Source organism: Serratia grimesii NBRC 13537, from assembly GCF_001590905.1.
Taxonomy (GTDB): Bacteria; Pseudomonadota; Gammaproteobacteria; order Enterobacterales; family Enterobacteriaceae; genus Serratia; species Serratia grimesii.
This window is the reverse complement of the sequence record NZ_BCTT01000003.1, coordinates 344,293-370,138: the sequence shown is the minus strand read 5'-3', so window position 1 is coordinate 370,138 and position 25,846 is coordinate 344,293. Positions and strand designations below refer to the sequence as shown.

26 protein-coding genes are annotated in these 25,846 nt (G+C 55.3%); 13 read left to right on the top strand and 13 right to left on the bottom strand.

Annotation, left to right across the window (positions count from 1 at the left end):
* Window positions 1–23 precede the first annotated feature (23 nt).
* The 4 genes from SGR01S_RS04105 to SGR01S_RS04090 are packed head-to-tail and all read left to right on the top strand — an operon-like array spanning window position 24 to window position 2,588.
* The gene (locus SGR01S_RS04105; protein ID WP_061806607.1) at window positions 24–695 is read left to right on the top strand and encodes a fimbrial protein; all 672 of its coding nucleotides are present in this window, start codon (window positions 24–26) and stop codon (window positions 693–695) included.
* A gap of 10 nt (window positions 696–705) precedes the next feature.
* Complete coding sequence (locus SGR01S_RS04100) at window positions 706–1,191, top strand: fimbrial protein (RefSeq protein ID WP_061806606.1); 486 nt, start codon at window positions 706–708, stop codon at window positions 1,189–1,191.
* Between the two features lie 32 nt (window positions 1,192–1,223).
* A complete protein-coding gene (locus SGR01S_RS04095; RefSeq protein ID WP_061806605.1) occupies window positions 1,224–1,727 on the top strand; it encodes a fimbrial protein in 504 nt (167 codons plus the stop codon).
* Between the two features lie 57 nt (window positions 1,728–1,784).
* On the top strand, window positions 1,785–2,588 hold the full coding sequence (locus SGR01S_RS04090) for an MrpH family fimbial adhesin (RefSeq protein WP_061806604.1): 804 nt from the start codon (window positions 1,785–1,787) through the stop codon (window positions 2,586–2,588).
* 83 nt (window positions 2,589–2,671) lie between these two features.
* On the opposite strand, the gene SGR01S_RS04085 is transcribed toward SGR01S_RS04090, so the two are convergent.
* On the bottom strand, window positions 2,672–5,047 hold the full coding sequence (locus SGR01S_RS04085) for a glucose/quinate/shikimate family membrane-bound PQQ-dependent dehydrogenase (protein WP_061806603.1): 2,376 nt from the start codon (window positions 5,045–5,047) through the stop codon (window positions 2,672–2,674).
* A 477-nt stretch (window positions 5,048–5,524) separates the two neighbouring features.
* Here SGR01S_RS04085 and SGR01S_RS04080 point away from each other — a divergent pair, with 477 nt between their 5' ends.
* Window positions 5,525–6,514: an aldo/keto reductase gene (locus SGR01S_RS04080; protein WP_037417179.1), complete on the top strand. Its 990-nt coding sequence runs from the start codon at window positions 5,525–5,527 to the stop codon at window positions 6,512–6,514.
* Window positions 6,515–6,549: 35 nt separating this feature from the next.
* Here SGR01S_RS04080 and SGR01S_RS04075 read toward each other — a convergent pair whose 3' ends face one another.
* Window positions 6,550–7,449, bottom strand: a complete 900-nt coding sequence (locus SGR01S_RS04075; RefSeq protein WP_037417423.1) for a LysR family transcriptional regulator — start codon at window positions 7,447–7,449, stop codon at window positions 6,550–6,552.
* A gap of 248 nt (window positions 7,450–7,697) precedes the next feature.
* On the opposite strand from SGR01S_RS04075, the gene SGR01S_RS04070 reads away from it, so the two are divergent.
* Window positions 7,698–8,093, top strand: coding sequence for a (R)-mandelonitrile lyase (locus SGR01S_RS04070; RefSeq protein ID WP_037417183.1), 396 nt, complete (start codon window positions 7,698–7,700; stop codon window positions 8,091–8,093).
* 21 nt (window positions 8,094–8,114) lie between these two features.
* On the opposite strand, the gene SGR01S_RS04065 is transcribed toward SGR01S_RS04070, so the two are convergent.
* Both SGR01S_RS04065 and gabD read right to left on the bottom strand, forming a co-directional pair.
* Window positions 8,115–8,483, bottom strand: a complete 369-nt coding sequence (locus tag SGR01S_RS04065; protein ID WP_061806602.1) for a glyoxalase superfamily protein — start codon at window positions 8,481–8,483, stop codon at window positions 8,115–8,117.
* A 125-nt stretch (window positions 8,484–8,608) separates the two neighbouring features.
* Window positions 8,609–10,084 carry an NADP-dependent succinate-semialdehyde dehydrogenase gene (gabD, locus tag SGR01S_RS04060; protein WP_061806601.1) on the bottom strand — a complete coding sequence of 492 codons (1,476 nt, stop codon included), beginning with the start codon at window positions 10,082–10,084 and terminating at the stop codon, window positions 8,609–8,611.
* 217 nt (window positions 10,085–10,301) lie between these two features.
* Here gabD and SGR01S_RS04055 point away from each other — a divergent pair, with 217 nt between their 5' ends.
* Window positions 10,302–10,514 carry a glycogen synthase gene (locus SGR01S_RS04055; protein WP_037417192.1) on the top strand — a complete coding sequence of 71 codons (213 nt, stop codon included), beginning with the start codon at window positions 10,302–10,304 and terminating at the stop codon, window positions 10,512–10,514.
* Between the two features lie 34 nt (window positions 10,515–10,548).
* Here SGR01S_RS04055 and SGR01S_RS04050 read toward each other — a convergent pair whose 3' ends face one another.
* Complete coding sequence (locus SGR01S_RS04050) at window positions 10,549–11,463, bottom strand: PNPOx family protein (protein WP_061806600.1); 915 nt, start codon at window positions 11,461–11,463, stop codon at window positions 10,549–10,551.
* Between the two features lie 3 nt (window positions 11,464–11,466).
* Window positions 11,467–12,084, bottom strand: a complete 618-nt coding sequence (locus tag SGR01S_RS04045; protein WP_061806599.1) for a glutathione S-transferase family protein — start codon at window positions 12,082–12,084, stop codon at window positions 11,467–11,469.
* 98 nt (window positions 12,085–12,182) lie between these two features.
* Here SGR01S_RS04045 and SGR01S_RS04040 point away from each other — a divergent pair, with 98 nt between their 5' ends.
* From SGR01S_RS04040 to SGR01S_RS04015, 6 genes are all read left to right on the top strand, one after another.
* A complete protein-coding gene (locus tag SGR01S_RS04040) occupies window positions 12,183–13,085 on the top strand; it encodes a LysR family transcriptional regulator (protein ID WP_061806598.1) in 903 nt (300 codons plus the stop codon).
* A 158-nt stretch (window positions 13,086–13,243) separates the two neighbouring features.
* Complete coding sequence (locus SGR01S_RS04035) at window positions 13,244–14,038, top strand: alpha/beta hydrolase (RefSeq protein ID WP_061806597.1); 795 nt, start codon at window positions 13,244–13,246, stop codon at window positions 14,036–14,038.
* 3 nt (window positions 14,039–14,041) lie between these two features.
* Window positions 14,042–14,416, top strand: a complete 375-nt coding sequence (locus SGR01S_RS04030; protein WP_061806596.1) for a RidA family protein — start codon at window positions 14,042–14,044, stop codon at window positions 14,414–14,416.
* A 114-nt stretch (window positions 14,417–14,530) separates the two neighbouring features.
* Entirely contained in the window at window positions 14,531–15,718 is a 1,188-nt protein-coding gene (locus SGR01S_RS04025; RefSeq protein WP_061806595.1) for an amino acid aminotransferase, read from the top strand.
* 18 nt (window positions 15,719–15,736) lie between these two features.
* On the top strand, window positions 15,737–17,137 hold the full coding sequence (locus tag SGR01S_RS04020) for an amino acid permease (protein ID WP_061806594.1): 1,401 nt from the start codon (window positions 15,737–15,739) through the stop codon (window positions 17,135–17,137).
* Window positions 17,138–17,232: 95 nt separating this feature from the next.
* The gene (locus tag SGR01S_RS04015; protein WP_037417212.1) at window positions 17,233–18,150 is read left to right on the top strand and encodes a DMT family transporter; all 918 of its coding nucleotides are present in this window, start codon (window positions 17,233–17,235) and stop codon (window positions 18,148–18,150) included.
* 21 nt (window positions 18,151–18,171) lie between these two features.
* Here SGR01S_RS04015 and pdxR read toward each other — a convergent pair whose 3' ends face one another.
* The 7 genes from pdxR to SGR01S_RS03980 form a co-directional block, all read right to left on the bottom strand.
* Entirely contained in the window at window positions 18,172–19,656 is a 1,485-nt protein-coding gene (pdxR, locus tag SGR01S_RS04010; protein ID WP_061806593.1) for a MocR-like pyridoxine biosynthesis transcription factor PdxR, read from the bottom strand.
* A gap of 81 nt (window positions 19,657–19,737) precedes the next feature.
* Window positions 19,738–20,334 (bottom strand): phenylacetic acid degradation protein PaaY, encoded by a 597-nt coding sequence (gene paaY, locus SGR01S_RS04005; protein ID WP_061806592.1) that lies wholly within the window; start codon window positions 20,332–20,334, stop codon window positions 19,738–19,740.
* Between the two features lie 12 nt (window positions 20,335–20,346).
* Window positions 20,347–21,285, bottom strand: a complete 939-nt coding sequence (gene paaX / locus SGR01S_RS04000) for a phenylacetic acid degradation operon negative regulatory protein PaaX (RefSeq protein ID WP_061806591.1) — start codon at window positions 21,283–21,285, stop codon at window positions 20,347–20,349.
* A gap of 78 nt (window positions 21,286–21,363) precedes the next feature.
* Window positions 21,364–22,671 (bottom strand): phenylacetate--CoA ligase PaaK, encoded by a 1,308-nt coding sequence (paaK, locus tag SGR01S_RS03995; RefSeq protein ID WP_037417225.1) that lies wholly within the window; start codon window positions 22,669–22,671, stop codon window positions 21,364–21,366.
* A 15-nt stretch (window positions 22,672–22,686) separates the two neighbouring features.
* Window positions 22,687–23,892, bottom strand: a complete 1,206-nt coding sequence (pcaF, locus tag SGR01S_RS03990; RefSeq protein WP_061806590.1) for a 3-oxoadipyl-CoA thiolase — start codon at window positions 23,890–23,892, stop codon at window positions 22,687–22,689.
* Window positions 23,889–24,329, bottom strand: coding sequence for a hydroxyphenylacetyl-CoA thioesterase PaaI (gene paaI / locus SGR01S_RS03985; RefSeq protein ID WP_037417231.1), 441 nt, complete (start codon window positions 24,327–24,329; stop codon window positions 23,889–23,891). Before paaI ends, pcaF begins: the two co-directional genes overlap by 4 nt.
* Window positions 24,329–25,846: a 3-hydroxyacyl-CoA dehydrogenase gene (locus SGR01S_RS03980; protein ID WP_061806589.1), complete on the bottom strand. Its 1,518-nt coding sequence runs from the start codon at window positions 25,844–25,846 to the stop codon at window positions 24,329–24,331. Before SGR01S_RS03980 ends, paaI begins: the two co-directional genes overlap by 1 nt.

The following is a 25,846-nucleotide window of genomic DNA, read 5'->3' as shown; positions in this document are numbered from 1 at the left end:
TGGTGGTGAACAAGGAGCGGGGTATGCGGCAAGGGAACAAAAGTGACGAAGAGGGTTATTGGCTGCGGTATGAGCGGCGCTATCAGTTGTTGCAGTTGATGGCGGTACTGATGGTGCCGGTGGTACTGGTTAGCCTATTGGCGTTATTGCCGGAAGCAAGCGCGGCGCAACAGGGGCACACCGATAAAGGCAATGTTGACGGGGCTCATGGGGTGCTGCGCTTACGCGGTGCGCTGACTGAGAGCGCCTGTAGACTGACGATGACCTCCGCCAGGCAGGATATTGATTTGGGTGGTGTGGGTAGCGCCCATCTGCAACAGGTAGGGAACCAGGGTGTGCCGGTGGCGATAGAACTGCGACTGGAAGATTGTTTGCGCAGCCCGGCCAACAAGCGGGACGACCGCAGCGGTGGCCTGCTGTGGGCTCCTCACCAGCCGGCGGTCTCGGTGAGTTTTACCGCGCCGATGGACGCCAATAATCCAAAATTAGTGAGGGTTCAAGGCGCTCAGGGATTGGGACTACGGCTGAAGGACTCACAGGGGCGGGATGTGCGGTTGGGTGAGCGCGGGGCACCGTTGTTGCTGGTGCCGGGCCAAAGTGTGTTGAGTTATAGCGTGACGCCAGAACGCACTCAGGCACCGCTGCAAGCTGGGGTGTATTCGGCAATGATCAACGTGCGATTTAACTATGACTAGGAAGGGCGACATGCGCTGTCTGGCTCAGAAGGGGTGGGTGTTGGGGCTATTGTTGCTTGCTGGAGCGGTGCATGCCGCCGAGCAGCAGGTAAAAATCAAGGTGACCGTTATACGCCCGGCATGCCTGATCAACAAGGGACAGCGCATCGATGTTAACTTCGGCGATCGGGTGGGGGTGAACAAAGTGGATGGAGTGAACTATCGACAGCCGGTGAACTATAGCATCACCTGCGAACCGGGCGGCAAAGGCTTGGTGATGGCGCTGGTGCTGACGGGTATACCGAGCGGTTTTGACAACGCGGCGGTCAGCACCAACGTCAAAGATCTGGGTATTCGTCTCACCCGTGACGGCCTGCCTTTTACCTTAGGCTCGCCTGTTCCTGTCAGTGTCGACAAGCCCCCAGTGCTGATGGCAGCACCGGTCAAGCGCGCTGGCGCCAAGTTAAAGGCCGGGGAGTTCGAGGCGACGGCAACGTTGCAGGCGGTGTACCAGTGAACCATAGCGGATTTTACGGGCGACCTGCCTTAATGGCATTAGGGTTCCTGTTAGCCATGCCAGGGGCGCAAGCCGCAGATAACCTGCGTTTTCATGGGGCATTGGTGGCAGAACCCTGCGTGATCCCGCCGGGTGAGGAGCATATTACGCTGGATTTTGGCACGGTGATCGACAAGTTCTTGTATCTGAATAACCGCACGCATGGGCAGGGGTTTACCCTGCATCTGACGCAGTGCGATCTGAGCCTGGCAAAAACGGTGAAGGTCACATTCAGTGGCATTGAGAATACAGCTTTGCCGGGGTTGTTAGCGTTGTCAGCGGGCAGTCAGGCATCGGGCATTGCCATCGGGATGGAGACACCGGGTGGTAAACGGCTGCCGATGAATAAACCCTGGGGACAACAGGGATTGGTCAGCGGTGACAATGTGTTAAGGCTGCAAGCTTATGTGCAGGCGGAGCCAGAAGCGCGTAAACGCCAGAGTATTCAGCGTGGGCCTTTTAGTGCGGTGGCGACCTTTAATCTGGAATATGAATAATCAGGCGGTCGGAATGAACGGTTTCTGCCAGCACTTTAATAATGACGAAGAAAACTTATGAAACGTATTGTTGTTTTGTTCCTCTGGTTCTATTGCACGACGTCGTTCGCTGTCTTGAATATCCCCAATGAAAAACCAGGGAGTTCGGTCACAGTGACTGTTGAGTCACCGCAAGTGAAGACGAAATTTAATCAGACGGCCGGCGGATTTAACTGCGACCACGCTGGCTGTCTGTTAGTGGAATTTTTCGCCGGGACTGACATGCTAGGGAAGACGACGTGGGCTCGCCACACTAGCACATATAGTAGAATCGCGAAGATCGAGGGATGTTCATCTAGCGGGATAGAAGCTGGATTGAAAGGGCAGAGTTATCTTGGGGAAGTGATGTCGTCGGGTTTGCTCGATGATTTAATTCCACCTTCTAAGAAGTCATACAGAACCTATGGTTACTGTGTTACTAAATCTGGTTCGAATTACGATTGGTCTACCCTCGACCAACCTTGGGATGGCATACCGCCACCGGTGTGTGGACTTAGTGGGCCCGATGTTATCGACTTTGGCGAACTGAAGCCTGCCGCCGTTTCGGGTAAATCAAAGAAAGCGCGTTACACCATTAGCTGTGATAAAAAATCCACCGTCAAAGTGACCTTTGCCTTTGCATCGGGGAGTAGTAGCGAGAAGATCGCCGATGATCTGACCCTTGCCCTTAAGGTGGGTACAAAAGAGGGCGTCAAAGGGGAGACATACACCGTCGAGAAATCGGCAGTACAGGCTGATTTGAGCGTTGCTCTAAAAAGTGGTGGTGCCGCACCGGTGGGTGAATATCAAGCGTCGGCGGTGGTGAAATTGACCGTGGAATAACCGCTGGGTACGGCATGATTACTTTGCTGTAGTAAAAAAGCACGCCTTGCGGCGTGCTTTTTACGTTAACTCAACGGTGCTGATTATTTCGCATCCGGCAAGGCGTAAGCGACAATATAGTCACCCAGCTTGGTGCCGAATGAGCCATGACCGCCTGCGGAAATGACCACATATTGCTTGCCATTAACCTCATAGGTCATTGGTGTTGCCTGACCACCGGCTGGCAACCGCGCTTCCCACAGTTTTTCACCGTTGGTCACGCTGAAGGCGCGCAGATAGTTGTCTGCGGTCGCGCCAATAAAGAACACATTACCCGCAGTAGAAACCGGTCCACCCAACATCGGCATACCCATCTTGAACGGCAACGGCAGCGGGGAGCTGTCGCGCACGGTACCGATGCGTTTTTTCCACACGATGTCGTTGGTTTTCAGGTCTACAGCAGAAATGTAACCCCAGGCTGGCTGTTTACACGGCAAGCCAAGTGGCGACAGGAACGGATTCAGTGTGACGCCGAACGGCACGCCATACTGTGGTTGCACACCCGCTTCAGTACCGCTGCCGCCTTTGTCGTTGGCTGGCGGTTCAATTGGGTTGCCCGGACCGCGTGGGATCAGTTTTGACACAAATGGCAGTGCGATAGGGTTGGCAATAGCCACTTGACGATCGGTGTCGACAGACAAACCGCCCCATTCGAACATGCCAAGGTTACCTGGGAATACCAACGTACCTTGTTCAGAAGGCGGGGTGAAGGTGCCCTCATAACGCAGGCTGTGGAACATCACGCGGCAGACCAGTTGGTCGTAAATGGTCGCCCCCCACATGTCTGCGCCAGTCAGTTTTTTCTCAGGGCGGAAGGTCAGCTCTGAGAAAGGTTGAGTCGGTGACAGACGGTCGCCTTTGGCTGGGCCTTGTGGTACCGGTTTTTCTGGCGCTGGCACGACCAATTCGCCGTTGGTACGGTTCAGGACGAAGATGTTACCGGTCTTGGTCGGTACGTAGATTACCGGCACCTTATTGCCGCTCTTGTCGGTAATATCCGCCAGCGTTGGCTGCGCCGGTACGTCCATATCCCACAGGTCGTGGTGTACGGTTTGATAGAACCAGACCAGTTTGCCGGTTGTGGCATTCAGCGCCAGCAGGCCGCTAGCATAACGCTCCATTTCCGGTGTACGGTTGCCGCCCCAGATATCGGGTGTGGCGACGCCCATCGGCAGGTAGACAATATCCAGCTTGGCGTCGTAGGCAGCAGGTGCCCAAGAGTTAGGCGAGTTCGGGATAAAGTGATGCTCGTCTGCTGGGATCGCGTTAGGGTCTTTGGCGCCCGGATCAAATGCCCACAGCAGTTTGCCGCTGTTGACGTCAAATCCGCGGATCACGCCGGATGGCTCGCGGGTGGAGTAGTTGTCGGTGACCGCACCGCTGACCACGATCACATTGTCGGTGATCACCGGCGGAGACGTCGGCTCATAATGGCCTGGCGTCGCATACGGCATATTGCTTTGCAGGTTGAGTTCGCCGTTATTGGCGAAGTCGGCACAAGGCTTACCGGTTTCGGCATCCAGCGCAAACAACCGCCCATCATTCACTGGCAGGAAAATGCGGCGTGCGCACATTGCCGGAGACGCGTCTGTCGCCGAGCCTGCTGCTGCGGCAGTTTCATGGTAAGAAACACCACGACAGGTGATGTGCTGGAAGGTCGGGTTGAAATTCAACTGAGGATCAAATTTCCACTTCTGTTTACCGGTGGCCGCATCCAGTGCAAACAGCTTCTGGTGAGGCGTACACAGGTAGAGCGTGTCGCGGATTTTAATCGGGGTTACTTCGTTGGTGATTTCCCCCGGATCGTTGGCGGTTTTCAGGTCGCCAGTTTGGAAGGTCCAGGCTTCTTTAAGCTGACCAACGTTTTTGTCATTGATCTGGCTCAGTGGCGAATAACGCGTGCCTTCCTGAGTACGGCCATAGGCTGGCCAATCGGCGTCTGATGCCTGAGGTGCAACCTTCACCTGGGCCGGTTCAAGGGTGCCGTTGATCTCTTGCGGATCGTTAAATACGGCATAGGCCAGGACTGCGACGGTAAACACCAGCGCGATACTCAGTGCGCTGTAGGCCAACTTGCCGCTGGCAATCAGCTTGTGATAGATGAACGGCAACACCAGCCACAGGCCGAAGAAGAAGGTAACGTCCAGGCGTGGCGTCAACGCCCAGAAGTCCGGACCGACCTCCCACAGTGCCCAAATTGTGGTGCCGAGTAAAAACACGGCATACAGCAGCAGTGCAGTGGCGCGGCGGCGAACCAGCAGCCAGGCGGTAACCAGCAAAACCAGGCCGGCGATGATGTAGTACAGTGAACCGCCGAGTTTGGCTAGCCAGATGCCGCCTCCCAGCAGATAAAGCCCACTCAACGCGGCAAACAGAGCCGTGATGATGATGAGCGGCGACAATGATGCTTTATTTTGCATAGTATTATCCTTACCAAAATGAAAAGTCCCCGATTTAGAGATTAAGCCATATCCAAAAAAACACGCGGTTTCTCCCTAAAAATCCGTCCCGTATGTTTGGCAACCTCCCTCATCACCAATGCCAATCGGCAGTGGCAGCAAAAAATGGAGAGGACAGTTTTGGATGATTGAAGAAACTCTACTATCGGGGGTAAAACCAAAAACAAGTCTGAGTCAGGCGTCGTACGCAGCGATGCCGTTAAGATGAACGTAAACGGGTGCGTCAGCATCGCCTGAAGCGCGCCTAGGTTACTCTAATTGTTATTCTTTCGTTGCATACCTTGTGCTGTTTTTACGATTATTTGTTGGTTTTATGAATGTAGCTCATAAGCTCAAGCACATTTAACGCATAGTCATTTGCCGACCGTCCTCCTACAGTAATCACACTTTGGCTGCCCTGCGTGAGTGGTGGCCAGCGCGACACTTTTGGAGGCAAAAATGCAAAAACGTAAACTGGGTAACAGGGGTTTGGAAGTCTCAGCTTTGGGCTTGGGTTGTATGGGGTTGAGTTTTGGCTATGGCCCGGCGACTGACAAACAGCAGGGGATCGCGTTGATTCGTGCGGCTGTCGATCAGGGCGTGACTTTTTTCGACACCGCTGAAGTGTATGGCCCCTTCACCAATGAGACATTGGTCGGGGAAGCGTTGGCTCCGGTGCGTGATCGTGTGGTGATTGCGACCAAATTTGGGTTTGAACTGCCGCAGCCGGATGGCAAACAGGTGCTTAACAGCCGGCCGGAACATATCCGTCAGGCGGTGGAAGGGTCACTGAAGCGCCTGAATATTGAAACTATTGATCTGCTATATCAGCACCGGGTTGATCCCAATGTACCGATTGAAGACGTCGCCGGTACCGTGAAGGCATTGATCCAGGAAGGGAAAGTGAAGCACTTTGGTTTGTCAGAGGCTGGGGCGCAAACCATTCGCCGTGCCCATGCCGTGCAGCCGGTGACGGCGTTGCAAAGTGAATACTCGCTGTGGTGGCGCGAGCCAGAGAAAGAAATCTTACCGACATTACAAGAGTTGGGCATCGGTTTTGTGCCCTTCAGCCCGTTGGGGAAAGGTTTCCTGACAGGGGCGATCAATGAAAATACCGCCTTTGACAAGGGTGACTTTCGCAACGTCGTTCCGCGCTTCAGCACGGAGTCACGTAAGGCCAACCAGGTGCTGGTGGACGTGCTTGGGCAGTTGGCACAGCAAAAAGGTGTCACGCCGGCACAGATTGCGTTGGCCTGGCTGTTGGCGCAACAACCTTGGATTGTGCCTATTCCGGGAACCACCAAGCAACATCGCCTGCAAGAGAATCTGGGGGCGGCTGCGATAGCGCTGAGCACGGATGAATTGCGCAGCATTGAAGGAGCGCTTGCCGCCATTGAAGTGCAGGGCGCCCGTTATCCTGCGCACCTGCAACAGAATATCGGGCGCTGAAACCAGCCCCTTGCCGCAGCCGTCGGCAGGGGGATTCAGGATTGGCGCGGGTAGCGTAGCGCCTCTACCAGCAGGGCGAAGGCCGTCGTGTGCTGCCGACGACTGGGGTAGTAGAGGTAATAACCGGGGAAAAGCGGGCACCAGGCGTCGAGTACGCGCACTAAACGGCCATCAGCCAGCTCATGGGTGACGGTATCTTCGGGGACAAAGGTGATACCGAAACCCAATAACGCCGCCTCAATACGTTGGCGCAGGCTGTTAAACGTTAACTGGCCATCAACGCGAACTTTGATCTCTCTACCGTCTTTTTCAAATTCCCATGCATAAAGCCCGCCCATGGTCGGTAAACGCATATTGATGCAACGATGATTCTGCAATTCTTGTGGGGTGTTCGGTATGCCGTATTGTTCAAAATAGGCAGGAGAGGCGACCGGCACCATACGCATTTCCGGTGCGATACGCACGGCAACCATGTCCTTAGCCACCTGTTCACCCAAGCGAATACCGGCATCAAAGCGGCCAGCAACAATGTCGGTCAGGGCGTTATCCACCGTAATTTCGACATTAATATCCGGGTAGTCAGCCAGAAACGATTTCAGTACCGGCCATAGCACCGAATCGACGGCATGCTCACCGGCGGTGATGCGAATATTACCGGCTGGCCGCGCCCGCATTTCACTCAGCGCATCCAGCTCACTTTCAATTTCGGCAAAGCGCGGACCGAGGCTGTTGAACAACCGCTCACCGGCTTCGGTAGGAGCAACGCTACGGGTTGTACGCGTCAATAAACGCAGCTCAAGCCGCTCTTCAAGGCCCCGAATGGCATGGCTTAATGCCGATTGGGATACGCCAAGCTTTGCTGCGGCCTTGGTGAAGCTGCGTTCACGGGCGACCACCAGAAATGAAATTAAATCGTTAAAGTTCTCTTTTAACATCCCGGCCTCACAGCATGGGCAGAATTCATGGCGATATTCTAGCCGTTTGCCGGCGGCGGCGACAATTAATGAATTCAACTCATAGCTCCTTGCGCATTTAGCTATCTAGTCGCGTTGCAGAGTGAAGGGTATCTTTTGTCGTGTGCATTTCATCATGCTTTAGGCATTACCCGGTGAAGTGACTGGCAGCCTCTACAATTATTCTGTTTATATTAACGTCGGCTACTTTGGTCGAAACGGAGAAAAAAATGAAAATCCAACGCAGTGGTTCACAACCCTCCCGTCCAGGCCCAGAAGAGTATTTTACCGGTAAGGTACGGATCGATGCGCCGTTTGCCGGCAGTGAGCCGGCCCGCGTGGGCGGCGCGACCGTGACCTTTGAGCCAGGTGCTCGCACTGCCTGGCACACCCATCCGCTTGGTCAGACGTTGATTGTTACCCAAGGGCGAGGCTGGATCCAGGTGTGGGGTGACGAGATCCAGGAAATGAACCAGGGCGATATTGTTTGGATCCCGGAAGATGTCAAACACTGGCACGGTGCGACACCGGAGACTGCCATGACCCATATTGCTATCGCTGAGTCACTTAACGGCAGCCCAGTTGACTGGATGGAGAAGGTCAGTGACGCGCAGTACCAGAAGTGATGCCTGCGCGCTGAAAGGTTGTCAGCTGTTGCTTATCTGCTGACAAAAGCGCAGGCGGTTGCCGAAGGGATCTGTGATGTTTAACTCTTTCCCCCAATCGACCGTTTCAACTCCCGGTCTGGCATAGCGATACTGTTTGGCCGACAGTTCCTGATGTAACGCGTCGATATCACCCATGGGGATAAACACCGCAGAGCCCGGCGTGCTGTCGCCGTGGTGTTCGCTGAGATGCAAGGTGAGGCCGGAGCGGGAGACTTGTGCGTACAGCGGCAGATCTTCGCTGAAGCGATGCTCCCAATCCAGCGTGAAGCCAAGAAAATCCAGGTAAAACTCTTTGGCTTTTTCTACCGAGAAGATGCGAAGAATAGGGATGGCGGCGGAGAATTCCATTATTAATCTCACTTAAACAACGCTCAGAAGACGGACTCTCTTTCCGGGTCGGTTAACCCGAACAGGATTCGCAATCAATGCTGATACGGCCCGCATTATGCAGACCGTATCAGCGCATCAGGCGGTTAGCTGTCTAGCCCACCGAGGCACAGGTATTTGATCTCAAGATAATCCTCGATACCGTACTTCGATCCTTCACGCCCCAGCCCGGAGTTTTTCACCCCGCCGAACGGTGCGACTTCGGTAGAAATCAGCCCTTCGTTAATACCAACAATGCCGTATTCCAGCGCTTCTGCGACGCGCATGACCCGACCAATATCCCGGCTATAGAAGTACGATGCCAGGCCAAATGGCGTATCGTTAGCCAGTTCAATGGCTTCGGCTTCGTGTTCAAAGCGGATCAATGGTGCTACCGGGCCAAAGGTTTCCTCATGGAAGATTTTGGCCTGACGAGGCACGTCGGTCAGAATAGTTGGCATAAAGAAGTTATTGCCCAACGAGTGGGGTTTCCCCCCCAACAGAATCGATGCGCCGTGCTGCACCGCGTCATCGATATGTTCAGTGACTTTTTCCACGGCCGCTGGATTAATCAAGGGGCCGATTGTCACGCCATCGTCCATTCCGTTACCGACTTTCAGTTTTTCTACCGCGGTTTTCAGCTTTTCAGCAAAGGCGTCATAAATACCGTCCTGTACCAGGAAACGGTTGGTACACACGCAGGTTTGGCCGGCATTGCGGTATTTGGAGGCCACTGCGCCAGTCACGGCGGCGTCCAGATCGGCATCGTCAAACACGATAAACGGCGCATTGCCGCCCAGTTCCATGCTGGTCTTTTTGATCGTAGGCGCACACTGTGCCAGCAATTGTGCGCCTACTTCGGTGCTGCCGGTAAACGAAAGTTTGCGTACGTCGGGGTTGGCGGTCAGCTCAGCACCGATGGCCTGGCTTGGGCCGGTAATCACGTTGCAGACCCCCGCCGGTAGGCCGGCACGCTCAGCCAGTACCGCGATGGCCAGTGCCGAAAATGGCGTCTGGCTGGCGGGGCGGATCACACCGGTACACCCTGCGGCCCAGCCGGGACCCGCTTTACGGGTGATCATCGCCGCCGGGAAATTCCAGGGTGTAATGGCGGCGAAGACCCCAATCGGTTCTTTCTGCACGATGATACGGCGACCAGACTGGGGTTGCGGGATGGTATCGCCGTAGACGCGTTTGCCTTCCTCGGCAAACCACTCAATAAAGGACGCTGCGTAGGCAATCTCACCGCGGCTTTCGGCCAGCGGCTTACCCTGTTCTGCGGTCATGATGCGCGCCAGATCGTCCTGGTTTTCCATCATCAGTTCAAACAGGCGGCGCAGCTTACCGGCCCGTTCTTTGGCGGTCAGCGCACGCCAGGCTGGCTGGGCCTTCTTGGCGGCGGCAATCGCCTGTGCTGTTTCTTTGGCGCCCAAAGCCGGTACCTGGCCGAGTAACTCACCGGTTGCGGGGTTGTGGATCTTGAGACACTGGCCGTCTTTGACCGGCAGCCATTGCCCATCGATATAGTTGGCTTCGCGAAACAGTGAGGCATCTTTGAGGGTGGCAGAGAAGTGATTGCTCATCGGTTATCTTCCTTTTTCAGAATTCAACACGGGGTGATCTATCCCAAATGGCTACCCTTTACCCTAGCAAACTTTTCCGCCTTCATTTGCCCTATCAGTGGCAAGAAATCAATTTACTGCCTTGAGCACCTTCTGTACAAAAAATGCCCGCGTTCGAGACGATACTGAAGTTAGCAGGCATATGACCCTTTTCGATGTGATTAAAAGGAGTGTGCAAATGATGAAATCAGTGGACAGACATCTTTATGGCGGCGGAGAAATGGATTTTTTGGCTTCCAGTATTGCGTTGATGGAGTGGCAGGGGCGAGAGGTCGACGCCGGCAAAGTGGCCGGTAATATGTCGGAGTCGCAAAGCCGTTTGTTCTTCGAACGTCTGAACTATTTCCGCCAGCTTTATCAAGCCGCTGCAACGGTGGAACACAGCGTATAAAATCAATCTACTGACCCCGCCAAAGCGGGGTTTTTTATTCCGACCACACCCCGGTGTTCAGCGTTGCCGGGGAGAACTCAAGATTACGGCCTCGCCACGGCAGGGCCTGCGAAAAGCGCCATGCACTGCGTATATCGAAACGCCAGTAACGTTCTGCCCCTGCCACGCCTTGCCCGATATCCGCTTGCCAGAGAATGTGTGTTTCCCCTTGCAGGTGCAAAATATCCCCGTGTTCAAAGTCGACAAACAGCAGTGCCGCCCGCGGTTCCGCAAGCAAATTACCCAGCGTGTTCATATAGCGATTGCCACGAAAATCGGGTATCCACAGGCTATTGTTTTCCAAATGAATGAAACCTGGTTTACCGCCACGGTGTGAAATATCTACACCACCTTGTTCGAGCGTTGCATGGGCACAACTGGCGACGAAACAGGTATCAGCCTGGCGGATTAACATCTCCGCCGACGCGTCCAGCGCAGTGAGATGTTCAATCGGGGAAGCTGAGCTGGTTGCTGGATACAGCTCACGCCGTTGAATATATTGCGGGCAGTTACCAAAACTCTGCCTGATGTCGATCTCAATACGGTTCTTGTCGGTACGCCCAATAATACCGTTGACACGGTTGCGTCGCCGGTTGCTGAAGTCCAACCCCAATGCCCCCACCGGTTTATCCGTTTGCAAGGCAGCCTGCGCAGGATCGTCGCTTCTCCGGGGGGCGCTGATACGCAGGTGATCGCTGTCTGGCGAGCGCAGGAAACCGGGTGGACCGCTGAACAGTGTCGCCACCGGCCAATCCTGGCTGTCCAGTGTGGCGACAAACAGATAAGGCAGTGCAGCGAAAAACGCACGATGTTGCTCTGGCATGCTGGGGTAAATGCCGCCACTGACCCGATCAAAACCGGCTAACGTCTGGGCGCGCAGTTCATCGGGGTGAAACATCGGTTGGTTCATCAGTTACCTCTTGCCGGGTTCCGGCAGCGTTGGCATGGCGAAGAAACCGGGCAACGCTGCGATGCGTGCCACCCAACGTTGGATCGCCGGATAAGGGGCCAGAGAAATCCCGCCTTCTGGGGCCACCGCAACATAGCTGTAGCAGGCCAGATCGCCAATTGTCGCCTCGTCAGTTGCTAGAAAAGCACGGTTGGCCAGATGTTGCTCCATATGCGGCAGAAAACGGGCGGCGACCGCTAACGCACTCTGATAATCCTCTGGCGCAGAAAATTGAGCGATCAAGCGGCTTGAGGCCGGCCCGTAGCGCACTTCTCCGGCTGCTTTGGATAACCATTCCTGCACCTGTGCTGCCGCGATGGGGGATTCCGGCAGCCAATGGCTGCCCGGTGCGTAACGTTTGACCAGATACACCAGAATGGCGTTACTGTCGGCCAGCACCTGATCGTCGTCCACCAGGACCGGGATCTGGCCGAAAGGGTTTAGGCGGCGAAAGTGCTCGCTCTGGCGCACCTCTGCGCCGGCCTCGATAAATTCATACGGCAGTGCAAGCATCCGTAATAGCAACGCCACGCGGTGAACATGGCCGGAAAGCGGGGTACCGTAAAGTTTTAGTTTTTGCATGATGAGGCTCCTGAACAATTTTTATTAGCATACTCTTGCAGGCAGTGAGCGAAATCCGGCAATGTAGAAATTGATAATTTCACTTTATGGAACAATCTATGGATCGGTTGGACGAACTGGCGATCTTTGTGGCAGTGATCCAGCACGGCAGTCTGGCCGCAGCCGGTCGTAAGCTAAGGCGTTCTGCACCGGCGATCACCCGAGCCATTGCCTCGCTGGAGCAGCGCTTTGGTGCCCGCTTGGTCGAACGTACCACCCGGCGGCTCGCGCCGACTGAGGCGGGGTTGCGTTTGGTGGAACGCGCTCACGTGCTGCTGCATGAATATCAGGCTGCCGTGTTGGACACGGTGGATACTCAGCTCACCGGTCTGTTGCGGATAACGTCGCCGGTGCAGTTCGGGCGCAAGCATGTGGCACCGGTGGTGATGGCATTTCTCGACCACTATCCGCAGATGCAGATTGAAATGGTGCTAAACGATCGTAATCTGGACTTGATCGACGAAGGGCTGGATGTGGCGATACGTATCGGGCATCTGCAAGATTCTTCCCGGGTGGCTCGGCGGTTGGGGCAGGTGTCGCGGGTAACCGTCGCCAGCCCGGCCTATCTGGCACGACGCGGGGAACCACAAGAACCGGCGCAGTTGGCGGATCATGACACCATTGTCGGTACTCAGCGTGCGTCGCTGCGTGAATGGCGTTTTGACCCACAGGAGAACGGCGAGCGAGTACGTTTGACGCCGCGCTTGCTGCTTAACGAGGTTGAAACACAGTTATTGGCGGTGCGCGCAGGCAAGGGCATCGCCCGGCTGTTGTCATACCAGGTCGCGGACGATTTGGCTGCGGGGACATTGGTACGCCTGTTACCGTCCTACGAACCCTTGCCAATGCCGGTGCAATTGGTGGCACAGAACGCACAGAGAATGCCGCTAAAGGTACGGACATTCTGGGATTATGCCTGGCAAGCGCTAAGCCAATTAGCACAAATTCAGCCGGTAGAATAATAAAGACTCAGGCCCAATAAGTTTCACTGGTTAAACTTATTGGGCAGCTAAAAAGATTTATATTACCAGGCCCGCATTGCTGCTGTTCCCTTCTTGACAATATTATTCCCGGTGCTAATAGTTAACGCATATCTTAAATAATAAACGAAGTTTAATATATGAAACTTGTCCCAGGGGATTACGATAACGGTGCTACGGTAGACAATGAAGATGAGATCCTGACGTCGTTTCAAACGCGTAGTCAGCATGTTTATCGCCAAGTGCGTAGTGAACGTAATATTGCCTACGGTAATTCCCCACGGGAAGTGTTCGACTGGTTATATTCCGATAAAGAACATAAAGGCACATTAATATTTATTCACGGCGGCTATTGGCAATTTTGTAATAAAGATGATTTTGCTTTTATTGCCGACGTGCCCTTGTCGCTGGGCTTTGATGTGATCCTGTTGGAATATACTCTGGCACCTCACGCCACTCTGGACGATATTTGCCGGCAAACAGGAGTGGCACTGGGTGCTATTCAACATCGTTTGGGGCAGGATAATTTAGCGCCGGTTTATCTGTGCGGGCATTCTGCTGGCGGTCATCTGGCAAGCTTTTGGCAGCATCATGAGGTGGCTGATGTCGTGCTGGCGATCAGCGGTATTTATGAGCTGGAGCCGTTGTTAAACAGCTATGTTAATCGGCAATTGCAGTTGACCCCACAGCAAATTACCCAGCTGAGTCCGGCGCGTCAGATTCCTGAATGCATAAAGCCCATGACGCTGTTTTATGGCGACGCAGAGCTGCCGGAACTGATTGGGCAGTCGCAGCACTATTACACCGCGCTGCATGAAAAACACTTGCCCGCTCGCCTGGTCGCGGTAGCCGGAGCTAACCATTACAACGTGTTAGATTCGCTGTTCGCCAGAGATGGGGCGCTGATCCGCCAGTTAATCACCACGGGGAAATAAACCATGCGCAGTATCATTGAAACGGGCCTGCCGGAGATTGGCCAACCTTTCTCTTGGGCGACCAAAGGCGGCGGCATGCTGTTCACCGCCCATGGCCCGGTTAGATCAGACGGCAGTATTGAAACCGGGGCACCGGAAAAACAGATTACCCTGACATTCGATAATCTTGCACAGACGCTGAAGGCAGCAAATAGCCACAGCGACAATGTTTTACAGGTTATTGTTTATCTCACCGATGTGAGTGACGTTAAATTACTCGATGAAATCTATAAGAACTATTTTAATTATCCTTATCCTAATCGTTCAACGGTAATTGTTGATAAATTGGTGGTGCCTGGAATGAAAATAGAAATAACGGTCAGCGCCACCGCTGAATAGTTTATAGCTGTAATATTTAACGATGCGGTCAGTGTGCTGGGTCGTTAAATTTATAAAAGATATTTTTAGTAATTTCACCTGAAAATTCATTAAATAATGAGTTAAGGAATCGCTATGTTTAATCACATTGGCCGCTCTGCGGCCGATCCTATTATGTCGTTGATGGAAGCGTATTTACAGGATGAAAATACGCAGAAAGTAAATCTGGGTATTGGCCTTTATTACGATCAGCACGGCAGAATCCCGTTGATGCAGGCGGTTGAGGCAGCCGAACGGCGTTTGCTTGAACAACGCCGCCCACACGGTTATCCGCCGATCGAAGGTTCGGCGCTGTTTGCCCAACAGGTGCAGGCCTTGTTATTTGGCGAGCAGACCTCATCGTCCATCACCACGGTGCAGACCGTTGGCGGTTCTGGTGCCCTGAAGCTGGCGGCGGATTTTATTCATCAATACCTGTCCCGCCACGATATTTGGGTGTCCGACCCGACCTGGGCCAACCATTGGGCAATCTTTGAAGGTGCCGGGCTGAAGGTACATACCTATCCGTACTTTGATGAGGTGAACGGTGGTCTGCGTTTCGACGCCATGTTGGACACGCTGGATAGCCTGCCAGAAGGCAGTGTGGTGCTTTTACACCCGTGTTGTCATAACCCAACCGGCACCGATCTTAGCCAGGCACAGTGGCGTGCCACCCTGGAAGTGTTACAGCGTCGCAGCTTGCTGCCGTTCTTTGATATTGCCTATCAGGGCTTTGGTGACGGTCTGGAAGAAGACTGCTTTGCCTTGCGCGAAGCGCTGAAAACCGATCTGGCGTTTTTGGTCGCCAACTCGTTTTCAAAAAATGTCGCGTTGTATGGCCAGCGACTGGGCGGGCTTTCGGTGCGTTGCGCCAGTCCAGAGAGTGCAGCGAACGTTAAAGGCGCACTGAAAACACTGATCCGCCGCAGCTACTCTTGCCCACCGACCCATGGCAGTCAGATTGTGGAAACGCTGTTGGCGGACGAAAGCTTGCGGCAACAGTGGGAAGACGAACTGGCCGGTATGCGGCAGCGTATCAAACAGATGCGGCAAATCCTATCTGCGGGGCTGGAGCAAGGTGGTTCACAGTTGGACTACCGTCGTATCCGCGATCAGAAAGGCATGTTCAGCTACACCGGGCTAAACCAACCGCAACTTGAGCGGCTACGACAACACTATGCCATTTACCTGGTCGCACCTGGTCGTATGTGCCTGCCTGGCCTGAATCAAAATAATGTCGACTATGTTACTGCCGCCATTCTGGATGTCACCCGTACTGCGTGAATAAGGTAGGACACTGCTATGAAACAGATGAAAGGTTTTGACGAAATAGCACGGCGGCAGGGCGGGTTGCAGAAACAGCTCACCGCAGGGCAGATGTCGATGCTGGCGATAGGTGGCGCGATCGGTACCGGGCTGTTTCTCGGCAGTGCCTATGCCATCCAGATGGCGGGTCCCAGCGTATTGTTGAGCTATTTTATTGGCGGTGTTGTAGCGCTGCTGCTGATGGGGTGTTTGGCGGAAATGACCTCCGAACACCCGACACCGGGTTCATTCGGAGACTATGCCGAGTTTTACATCAGTCCACTGTTTGGTTTCCTGGTGCGTTATTCCTACTGGTCCTGTGTGGTGCTGGCGGTGGGGACGGAAGTCACTGCCATTGGCATGTATATGCAGTTCTGGTTCCCGACCACGCCAATCTGGCCTTGGGTGCTGTTGTTCTCAGCGGCGGTTATCGTCATTAACGTCATTGGCGTCAAGTCATTCGGCCAGGTTGAGTACGCGCTGTCGACCATTAAAGTGGTCGCTATCGCGGCTTTTATCGCTATTGGTATCGGCATTCTGGTGTTCTCCGCGAATCCGGCGTTTGGTGTTCAAAACTTTACCGCAAACGGCGGTTTCTTCCCGTTTGGTATTAAGGGGATGTGGTTTGCGGTGATCGTGTCCATTTTCAGCTATCTGAGTATCGAGATGATCGCAGTGGCTGCCGGTGAAGCCAAAAACCCGGTGATTGCGGTGAAAACTGCGTTCAAAGGCACCATTTTGCGGTTGTTTATTTTTTATATGCTGTCGATTGCGCTGATGCTGGCGATCGTGCCCTGGCGGCAATCGGGTACCGGCGAAAGCCCGTTCCTGGTCGCGATGAACGTGATCCATTTGCCTGCTGCTGCCGGTATCTTCAACTTTATCGTGTTGGTGGCTGCGCTCTCGGCGATGAACAGCCAGTTGTATATTACTACGCGCATGATGTTCTCGTTGTCACGCGCCGGGCAAGCACCGGCGGCACTTGGTCGAGTGAGTAAACGCGGTATACCGGTAAGTGCACTGGCGATGTCATGTATCGGCATTGTGGTGTCGATCGTGCTGAGCCTGGTGTATCCGCAGAAATCGTTTGCCGCCATGATGTCGATTTCGGTATACGGTGCCTGCTTTACCTGGCTGATGATTTTCGTCACCCATCTGTTTTTCCGCCGTCAGCATCGCCAAACACACCTGAAATTCCGTATGTGGGGATTCCCATACACCACGCTGGCCGGTGCAGGACTGATGGCTGCACTGTTGATTTCGACGGCGTTCACCGAGTTTTTCAAAATGACGCTGTGGTTTGGCATCCCGTTCACCCTGTTGTTGGTGGCCATCTATTTCTTCTATAGCCGCCATCAGCCAGTGCCTGCGGCAATGGAAACACCGAGTGTGGAATAAACTGGTTCAGTAAAAAATGTGATTATGTGGCTCTGTAAATAAACCACTTTAACCGGAGAATAAAGGGTCTTTCGGGATTGTGGAGTTGTCTTGCAATGCGCAGTGAAACAGAAAAAAACAGCGTTATCGTCCGGGTCAGCGATGCGGGGGCGCAGCGTTCGGCCCAAGGATGGACCAGCGGTTTTTTGGGGATGTTAATTTTTAGCGGTTCTTTGCCCGCGACACGACTGGCGGTGCTGGAGTTTGAACCGCTGTTCCTGACCGCGATGCGGGCGGTAATTGCCGCCTTTCTGGCCATGACTGCACTTGGGGTGATGCGCCAACGCTGGCCGCAGCGCCATGATCTTATGCCGTTGGTGCTGGTGGCGGTCGGCGTGGTCATCGGTTTTCCTTTACTGACAGCCTTAGCCTTACAGCACACCACGTCGGCTCATGCGCTGGTGTATATCGGGCTGTTGCCACTGGCCACCGCCTGTTTCGGTGTGCTGCGGGGAGGGGAACGACCGAAGGCCGCGTTCTGGCTGTTTTCAATGTTGGGTGGCGTATTCGTTGCCGCCTTCGCATTGAGCCAGGGAGCGGGCGGCTCCTGGATCGGTGACGTGTTTATGGTGGCTGCGGTTTTACTTTGTGGGCTGGGTTATGCGGAAGGAGCGATACTGACGCGTAAGCTCGGTGGATGGCAGGTGATCTCCTGGGCGCTGGTGGTGGCATTACCGCTGACCGCAGCGGTTGCCATGGGATCTGCCCCTGCGGCATGGCCGCAGGTTAGTCTCGGGGCGTGGCTTTCTCTGGGCTACATTTCGCTGTTTAGCATGTGGATAGGCTTTATTTTTTGGTATCGCGGTTTGGCGCTGGGTGGCATAGCCGCCGTCGGGCAACTGCAATTGCTGCAACCGTTTTTCGGCCTGGCGCTTGCCGGACTGATACTGCATGAAACTATCCAGCCATCCATGATCGCGGTAATGGCTGGGGTATTGGTTTGCGTGTACGGCGCGAAGCGGTTTTCGCGATAATCTGCGAGGGTAAGTTGCGGCTTACCCTGGGTTGGCTAGCGACACCAGTACCTGATTCAGCGTTTGGGCGGCACGGTGGATTTGTGCCTCATCGTAGCCGCCCAATCCGAGTATTAACCCGTTTTTCCCGCTGTCGCTGGCATACATCGGCGAGAGTGCACTCACTGCCACACCTGCCTCGGCAGCGCGGCGCACAACCTGCCTGTCGTCCAGCCCGGCCTTTAACCATAACAACATATGCATGCCTTGATCGCTGGGGTGCAAGGTCGCCAGATCGGGAGAGATATGTGCGTTGATGGCGTCGGTAAGCACACGTCGTTTTTCCGCATAGACGCCACGCATCCTGCGTATATGGCGATCCAGATGCCCCTGCGCCATAAAGCTGGCCAGCACGTGCTGATCGGCACTGGGTGGGTGGCGATCCATCAGCACGCGCGCACCGCAGAAGGCGTCCACTAACGGTTTTGGTACGATGGCATAACCCAGTCGCAACGAAGGGAACAAGATCTTGCTGAAGGTACCCAGGTAGACAACTCTGGCCGGATCCAGCCCCTGCAATGAAGGGAACGGATGACCGGAATAGCGCATTTCACTGTCGTAATCATCTTCAACAATCCAGGCGCGATTCTCCTTGGCCCACGCCAGCAGTTCGAGCCGACGCGTCATGCTCATCGGCATACACAGCGGGTACTGGTGAGAAGGGGTGACAAAGGCGGCTCTGGCCTGTGGCGCGATCTTTTTGGCCGCCGTGACGTCTATGCCTTCCGCATCTACCGGGACTCTGGCCATGATTCGATCCCTGAATACGCTGTTAAAGATGGCGGTAATACCGTGATAGGCCGGATCCTCCACCCAGGCGGTGTCACCGGCGTCCAGCAAAATTTGCGTGGCGAGATACAGCCCTTGTTGAGTGCCGGAGGTGATGATGACCTGTTCCGGTGTACAAAGGACCGAGCGGGATTTACGGACGTATTCACAGACGGCCTTGCGTAACGCCAATGCACCGAGCGGTTCGCCATAACCGGCGGGGGCACCGGGGCCCCGTGCACGAATACGGTTACCGAGTCGGCGCCAGACATCGTCGGGCGCGGTATCATTGATCGGTACTGAAACGGTGAATGGCACCGGTGGCAGTGGCCGTAACTGACTGGCGAATTGCGCCAATGCCTGCGCCTGGTTGGAAAGGGGGATGTCACACATATTCGCCGGAGTTAGCGGTGCCGGGGGCTGGCGGTGAAGTGACAGGGCGACGCGGGTACCCGAGCCGGGCTGCGCCTCTAGAAATCCCTCTGCCGTCAGTTGCTCGAAGGCAGCCAGCACGGTTCCCCTGGCAAGCTGCAATGCACTTGCCAGCACGCGGGTGGAGGGCAACAGATCGCCCGCTTTCAATTCGCCTTTATTGATGGCTGCCCGTAACGCCTGAGCAAGCTGTAAGCTAAGTTGCCCCGCTTGGCGATCAAGCTCGCCGATGGCGGGGACTTCAACCGTTTTGGCCGTTCTTGGCATCTATTCCGGTCCAGATAAAAGAAGTTAAGCAGGGTATTTACTGTAAACCACTTTTTGACGGAATAGCGTATTTCGCGAAACTTAAAGCTGACTTTTTGGGATCAGGTGGTCGCCAAAACTTAAGCGCTGACGACCCGGCTCGATTTCACTCAGTGGCGCGACTTCTTGCAGTGAAGATTTACAGCGCAGCACCAGATCATGGTATTCGTGCGTGCCAGCCACTTTCCAGGCCAACTCCTGTTCGGTCAAGTCACGCAATACGCGCGCCGGACTGCCGACCACCAGCTTATTGGCGTCGATCACTGCGGCGGCTTTGACAAATGCCATCGCGCCCACGATGGTGTTTTCACCGATCTCCGCACCATCCATGATCACTGCGTTCATGCCAACCATGGCGTTACGGCGGATGCGACAGCCATGCAGGATCGCGCCGTGACCGATATGACCATCCTGTTCCACGACGGTGTCTTGTTGCGGAAAACCGTGCATGACGCAGTTGTCCTGAATATTGGCACCGTCGCAGATAACCAGCCGGCCAAAGTCACCACGAAGGCTGGCGTTTGGGCCGATATACACGTGTTTACCGACGATCACATCGCCAATCAACACCGCGGTTGGGTGGACATAGCTGCTGGGGTCTATGACTGGCGTTAGGCCGTCAATCTGATACACGGGCATCGTAAAATTTCCTTAAAGTGAAGGATCGCGCGGCAGGCCGCCAAAGCGTCGGTAATAACCTGCTGCTGGGGCGGGCAGGGTGCCGATAGTGGTTTCCGCCAATGCGCTGACATACTCGGTGGCGGCACGATCCACTCGTTGATAAATATTGATACACAGATTACGGGCGATTTGCCCCTCCCATTGGGTAGGCAGCAAGGCATCCGGCAGTAAAGGATCTTTTAGCACCACGCGCCGGAAGAAGTGGATCAATAATAGCTTAATCTGGAAACAGCGCTGGGGTGTCAGCAGCGCGTCATCGGTTTCGCGCAGTAGCGCCATCAGCGGGCGGAAAGAAACGATAAACTCATGGTAATCGGCGGCAACGTCAGCCAGCGCCCAGCAGCTCGCCACTAGCTGTTGCAGGGTATGCTCTGAGCGATTATAGGGATAGTCTGCACGGAAATAGATCACCTGTTCGCTGGCGTTAAGTTCGCCAAGCAGCGCCGTCACGTCGGTTTGCACGTGCGTCGGGGCTGCCATCAGGTTATTGGCTATTTGGCCGAAGCCCAACCAGCCAAGCTCTTTTTTTAGCCGCGCGCGGTCGTTCTTTTCAGCCCCTTCCAGCAACAGCAAATCCCACTTGCCATCCCAGGCGGGCGGTTCGCTGAGGTAGATTTTCGACTCTGCGTGGCGGAATTGACGCATGCCCTGTTCGGTCACTCGATAAAAGCTGCGGCGGCCGATTTTTTCGACGTCCAGCCAACCCTCTTTTTGCAGGCGGAATACCGAGGTGCGTACAAAGCGGTCACCGAAACCCAACGCTTTCAGCAGCGCACTTAGGCTGCCGAGCCACACCTCTCCGCCGCGATGGCTGAGTGCATCGCCGTATAGGGAGATAATCAGTGAGGTGCCGCTGATCGGCTGAGCGTCTATTGCATGGTGGATAAACTCATCCAGTTTATGTTCCATATTTTTCCATGGGTTAGCCGTCGATGAAGCGTAACATTACCACAATTCATTAAGGCGTCATCCGTGACGCCCGCACAATCAACGCGGTCTTAAGTCAACCACGCGTTGTGCTTTGCCTTCCGAGCGCGGGATGTCGCCACAGTTGGCGATGCTGACGTCGGTGCTGACGCCGATAATCGACTTGATATGGTGGCGAAGCTGGTGGCAGATCTCACAGCGTTGTTGATGGCTGAGGCTGAGCGCCGCTTCCTTCAATTCAACACGCACCGCCAGCGTATCCAGGTGTCCGCTGCGGCTGACTTGCAGTTGATAGTGTGGCGACAGTTGTTCGAACTGCATGATTTGTTCTTCCACCTGTGACGGGAAGACATTGACGCCGCGGATGATAAGCATGTCGTCGGAGCGGCCGGTAATTTTGCCCATTCGACGCATTTGACGCGCGTCACCTGGCAGCAAGCGGGTGAGATCACGGGTGCGATAGCGAATCACCGGTAGCGCCTCTTTGGTCAGGGTGGTGAACACCAGTTCGCCGTGCTGTCCGTCTGGCAGCGCGATGCCGGTTTCCGGACAAATGATCTCCGGCAGGAAGTGGTCTTCCCAAATCGTTGGGCCGCCGCCACTCTCTGCACATTCCATGGCGACCCCAGGCCCCATCACTTCAGACAAACCATAAATATCCAGTGCCTTGATACCCATGCGGCTTTCGATTTCGTGCCGCAATGCTTCGGTCCAGGGTTCGGCACCGAATACCCCAAGACGCAGCGAACAGCCACGAGCGTCGCCGCCCATTTTGCGTTCCAGTTCGTCGATCAACGTTAAACAGTAAGAAGGGGTCACCATGATCACGTCAGGTTTGAAATCCAGGATCAACTGCGCCTGCCGTTCTGTTTGGCCGCCGGACATGGGGATCACGGTTGCCCCAAGCCGCTCCGCGCCGTAATGTGCCCCCAGCCCGCCGGTGAACAATCCATAGCCGTAGGCCACATGCACCTTGTCTTTGGCGGTGGCACCGGCTGCTCGCAGGCTGCGGGCAACAATATCCGCCCAGTTGTCGATGTCACGTTGGGTATAGCCAACGACGGTTGGCCGCCCCGTAGTACCCGACGAGGCGTGAATACGGACCACTTGTTCCATCGGCACGGCGAAGGTGTCGAAGGGGTAGTTGTCACGCAGATCTTGTTTGGTGGTATAGGGGAAGCGGGTCAGGTCGCTCAGCTGTTTGAGATCGTCAGGGTGGACGCCCGCCTGATCAAACTTGCGTTTATACATAGGCACATTGTTGTAGGCGTGGTGAAGCGTCCATTTCAGACGTTCCAATTGCAACGCTTCAATTTCATCGCGCGAGGCGAACTCAATGGCATCGAGTGGCTGTGGATTAGTTGTCATAGTTAGCCTCGGGGATCAAACTCGCTCAATAATCATGGCGATGCCTTGGCCGACGCCGATGCACATGGTGCACAGTGCGTAGCGACCGGAACGCCGTTCCAGTTCAAACAGGGCGGCAAGCGCCAAACGCGCACCGCTCATACCCAGCGGGTGGCCCAGGGCGATCGCACCACCGTTAGGGTTTACCTGTGGTGCATCGTCCGGCAGGCCAAGCTGGCGCAATACTGCCAGCGCCTGGGCGGCAAACGCCTCATTCAGTTCAATCACGTCCATTTGCGCCAGGCTAAGACCGGCAATTTCCAGCACTTTACGGGTCGCAGGCAGCGGCCCCATGCCCATCAGGCTAGGTTCGACACCGCAGGTGGCGGTGGCAACGATACGTGCTCGCGGCGTTAATCCCTGGCTTAGAGCCATTGTTTCCGAGGCGACGATCAGCGCTGCCGCCCCGTCATTCAAGCCGGATGCGTTACCGGCGGTCACCGTACCGGGTTGGCGGAAAGGGGTTTTTAGCGCCTGCAATTGCGCCAACTGAGTGTCTGCGCGTGGATGTTCGTCCTGGCTGAATAGCGTGCTCACGCCTTTTTTGCCCCTGAGGCTAACCGGTTCAATTTCCTGTGCCAGCAATCCTCGTTCTTGTGCCTGGGCAGTGCGTTGCTGGCTACGCAATGCGAAAGCGTCTTGATCGGCACGGCTGATGTTGAACTGTGCCGCCACGTTTTCGGCCGTTTCTGGCATCGAGTCGGTACCGAATTGTGCTTGCATCAGCGGATTGATAAAACGCCAGCCCAGAGTCGTGTCATACAGTTGTGCCTGGCGGCTGAAGGCACTGTCAGCCTTACCCATCACCAGTGGAGCTCGCGTCATCGATTCTGCACCGCCCGCCAACACCAGCTCGGCTTCACCGGCTTTGATGCTGCGTGCCGCCATGGCGAGTGCGTCCAATCCAGAGCCACACAGGCGGTTGATTGTGGTGCCGGACACATTGACCGGCAGACCAGCCAGTAGCGCCGCCATGCGCGCCAGATTGCGGTTATCTTCCCCGGCCTGATTGGCACAACCCAGAATAACGTCATCGACCAACGACCAGTCCACCTGAGGATGGCGGGCCAGCAGGGTACGCAACGGTAGCGCGGCTAAATCATCAGCACGCACGTTGGCGAGTGCGCCGCCGTAACGGCCGATTGGCGTGCGGACGCCGTCGCAGATAAACGCCTGTTTCATGGTTGCTCCCCTAGAATGTGGTGGCCCAGACGATGTGCGCGGCCGCGGAACCAGGCGACGGTTTTGCCCAGTTGATTGACGATTTCCACGTCATACAACCCCGTTGTTTTACCCTGATGGCGCACTTCTGCGCTGGCAGTCAGGCGATCGCCTGCCAGTGCGGGGCGGATAAAATCTATGCTGCAACCGGATGCCACAGCGGCCAGCCCTTGGCTGTTGCAGGCGTAAGCGAAGGCGGTGTCTGCCAGACTAAACAGTTGACCGCCATGGCACGTCTGGTGACCATTGAGCATCTGCGGACCGACGATCATGCTGACGCGGGCGAAACCTGCGTCCACGGCATCCACACGCATGCCCATTGCCTGCGCGCAGGTATCTTGTTGAAACATCTGTTCGGCGCAGCGTTGCGCCAGCGCATGGGGCGTATTGGCGTTCATCATTGGGCTCCTGAAGAGAGGGACGCGTAGTGGCGCAGCAGCGGCATCGGACGGTAGCGAGGCTCACCGTAATAGTGTTGCAGGTTTTCCAGCGTGGTCAGGATCTGTTGCCAGCCTAAGGCGGTCCCCCATTCCAGCGGGCCGCGAGGGTAGTTAACGCCGCAACACATAGCGTGATCGGTATCGGCGGCACTGGCGACGCCCTTGTTTACGACATCGAGTGCTTCATTAGCCAGCATGGCAAGGGTGCGCATGACCAATAGGCCGGGATAGTCCGGTAACTGAATCACTTTTTTGCCAAGAGATTGCAGTAAGCGCACTACCGTGGCGTTATGCCGGGCATCGTTTTGCGCCGCGCAGCTTATTGCGACGGTAGAAGCCTGCGAATAATTGGCGGACAGATCAAACAGCACCACGGGGGTTCCGGTTTCATCGGCGACTTGGCTAGCTGTTTTACCATTTGTTAACATGAATGTAACTTCGTCGAGCCGGGCAAATACGCTGGTCTGGCCAGGTTGTTTGATCGTGACCGCATTTCCCGTCAGTAAATCGTCCAGCAGAGTCATGCCGGTAGGATCGCCGTGCAGCGTAATACTGCGCGGTAACGCTGCCGTCGAGGCAGGTAAGTAGTTGGCGGTCGGTTGGGGATGATCGCCATAACGGTAAAAACCGTGACCGCTTTTCCGCCCCAGACGCCCGGCGGCGACCAGTTCTTGTTGAACCAGCGACGGTGTAAAACGGGGATCCTGGAAGAAGGCTTGAAATACGGATTCGGTCACGGCGTAGTTGATGTCCTGACCAATCATATCGGTCAATTGCAGTGGCCCCATGGCGAAGCCACCCGCGTCTCGCATGACGCTATCCAGCGTGGCGGCATCGGCGACGTGCTCTTCCAAAGCGCGGAGGGTTTCTGCATAAAAAGGCCGTGCTACACGGTTCACGATAAACCCTGGCGTAGAGCGACACAGGACGCTTTGTTTACCCCATTGTTGAGTCAGTGTTTGCAGTGTGGCCACGGTTTCGGCGCTGGTGTCCAGACCGCTGACGATCTCGACCAACTTCATCAAGGGTGCCGGGTTAAAGAAGTGCAGACCCGCTAAGCGTTGTGGGTGCTGCAAGGCGCCCGCGATGGCGGTGATCGACAGTGATGACGTGTTGCTGGCAAACAGTGTGGCAGGGGAGCACAGGGCTTCCAGATCGCGGAACAGGCTCTGCTTGATCGGCAGTTTTTCCGCTACCGCTTCTATCACCAATTCACTGTCGGCCAGTTGACTCAATGCATCCACCGGTTGAATGCGTGCCAGCAACGCTTCGGTATTGGCTGCATCGGCCTTACCTGCGGTAACCCGTTGGCGCAATCGTTGCCCGAGCGCGTTGAGCGCCTGTTGGGCTGCGGAGGCGGCGATATCAAACAGCTGCACCTGATGCCCGGCACTTGCCGCCACTTGGGCGATACCTATACCCATAGTTCCGGCACCAATCACCGCGACCCTTGCGTTGACGTTCGGCAGGTTCAT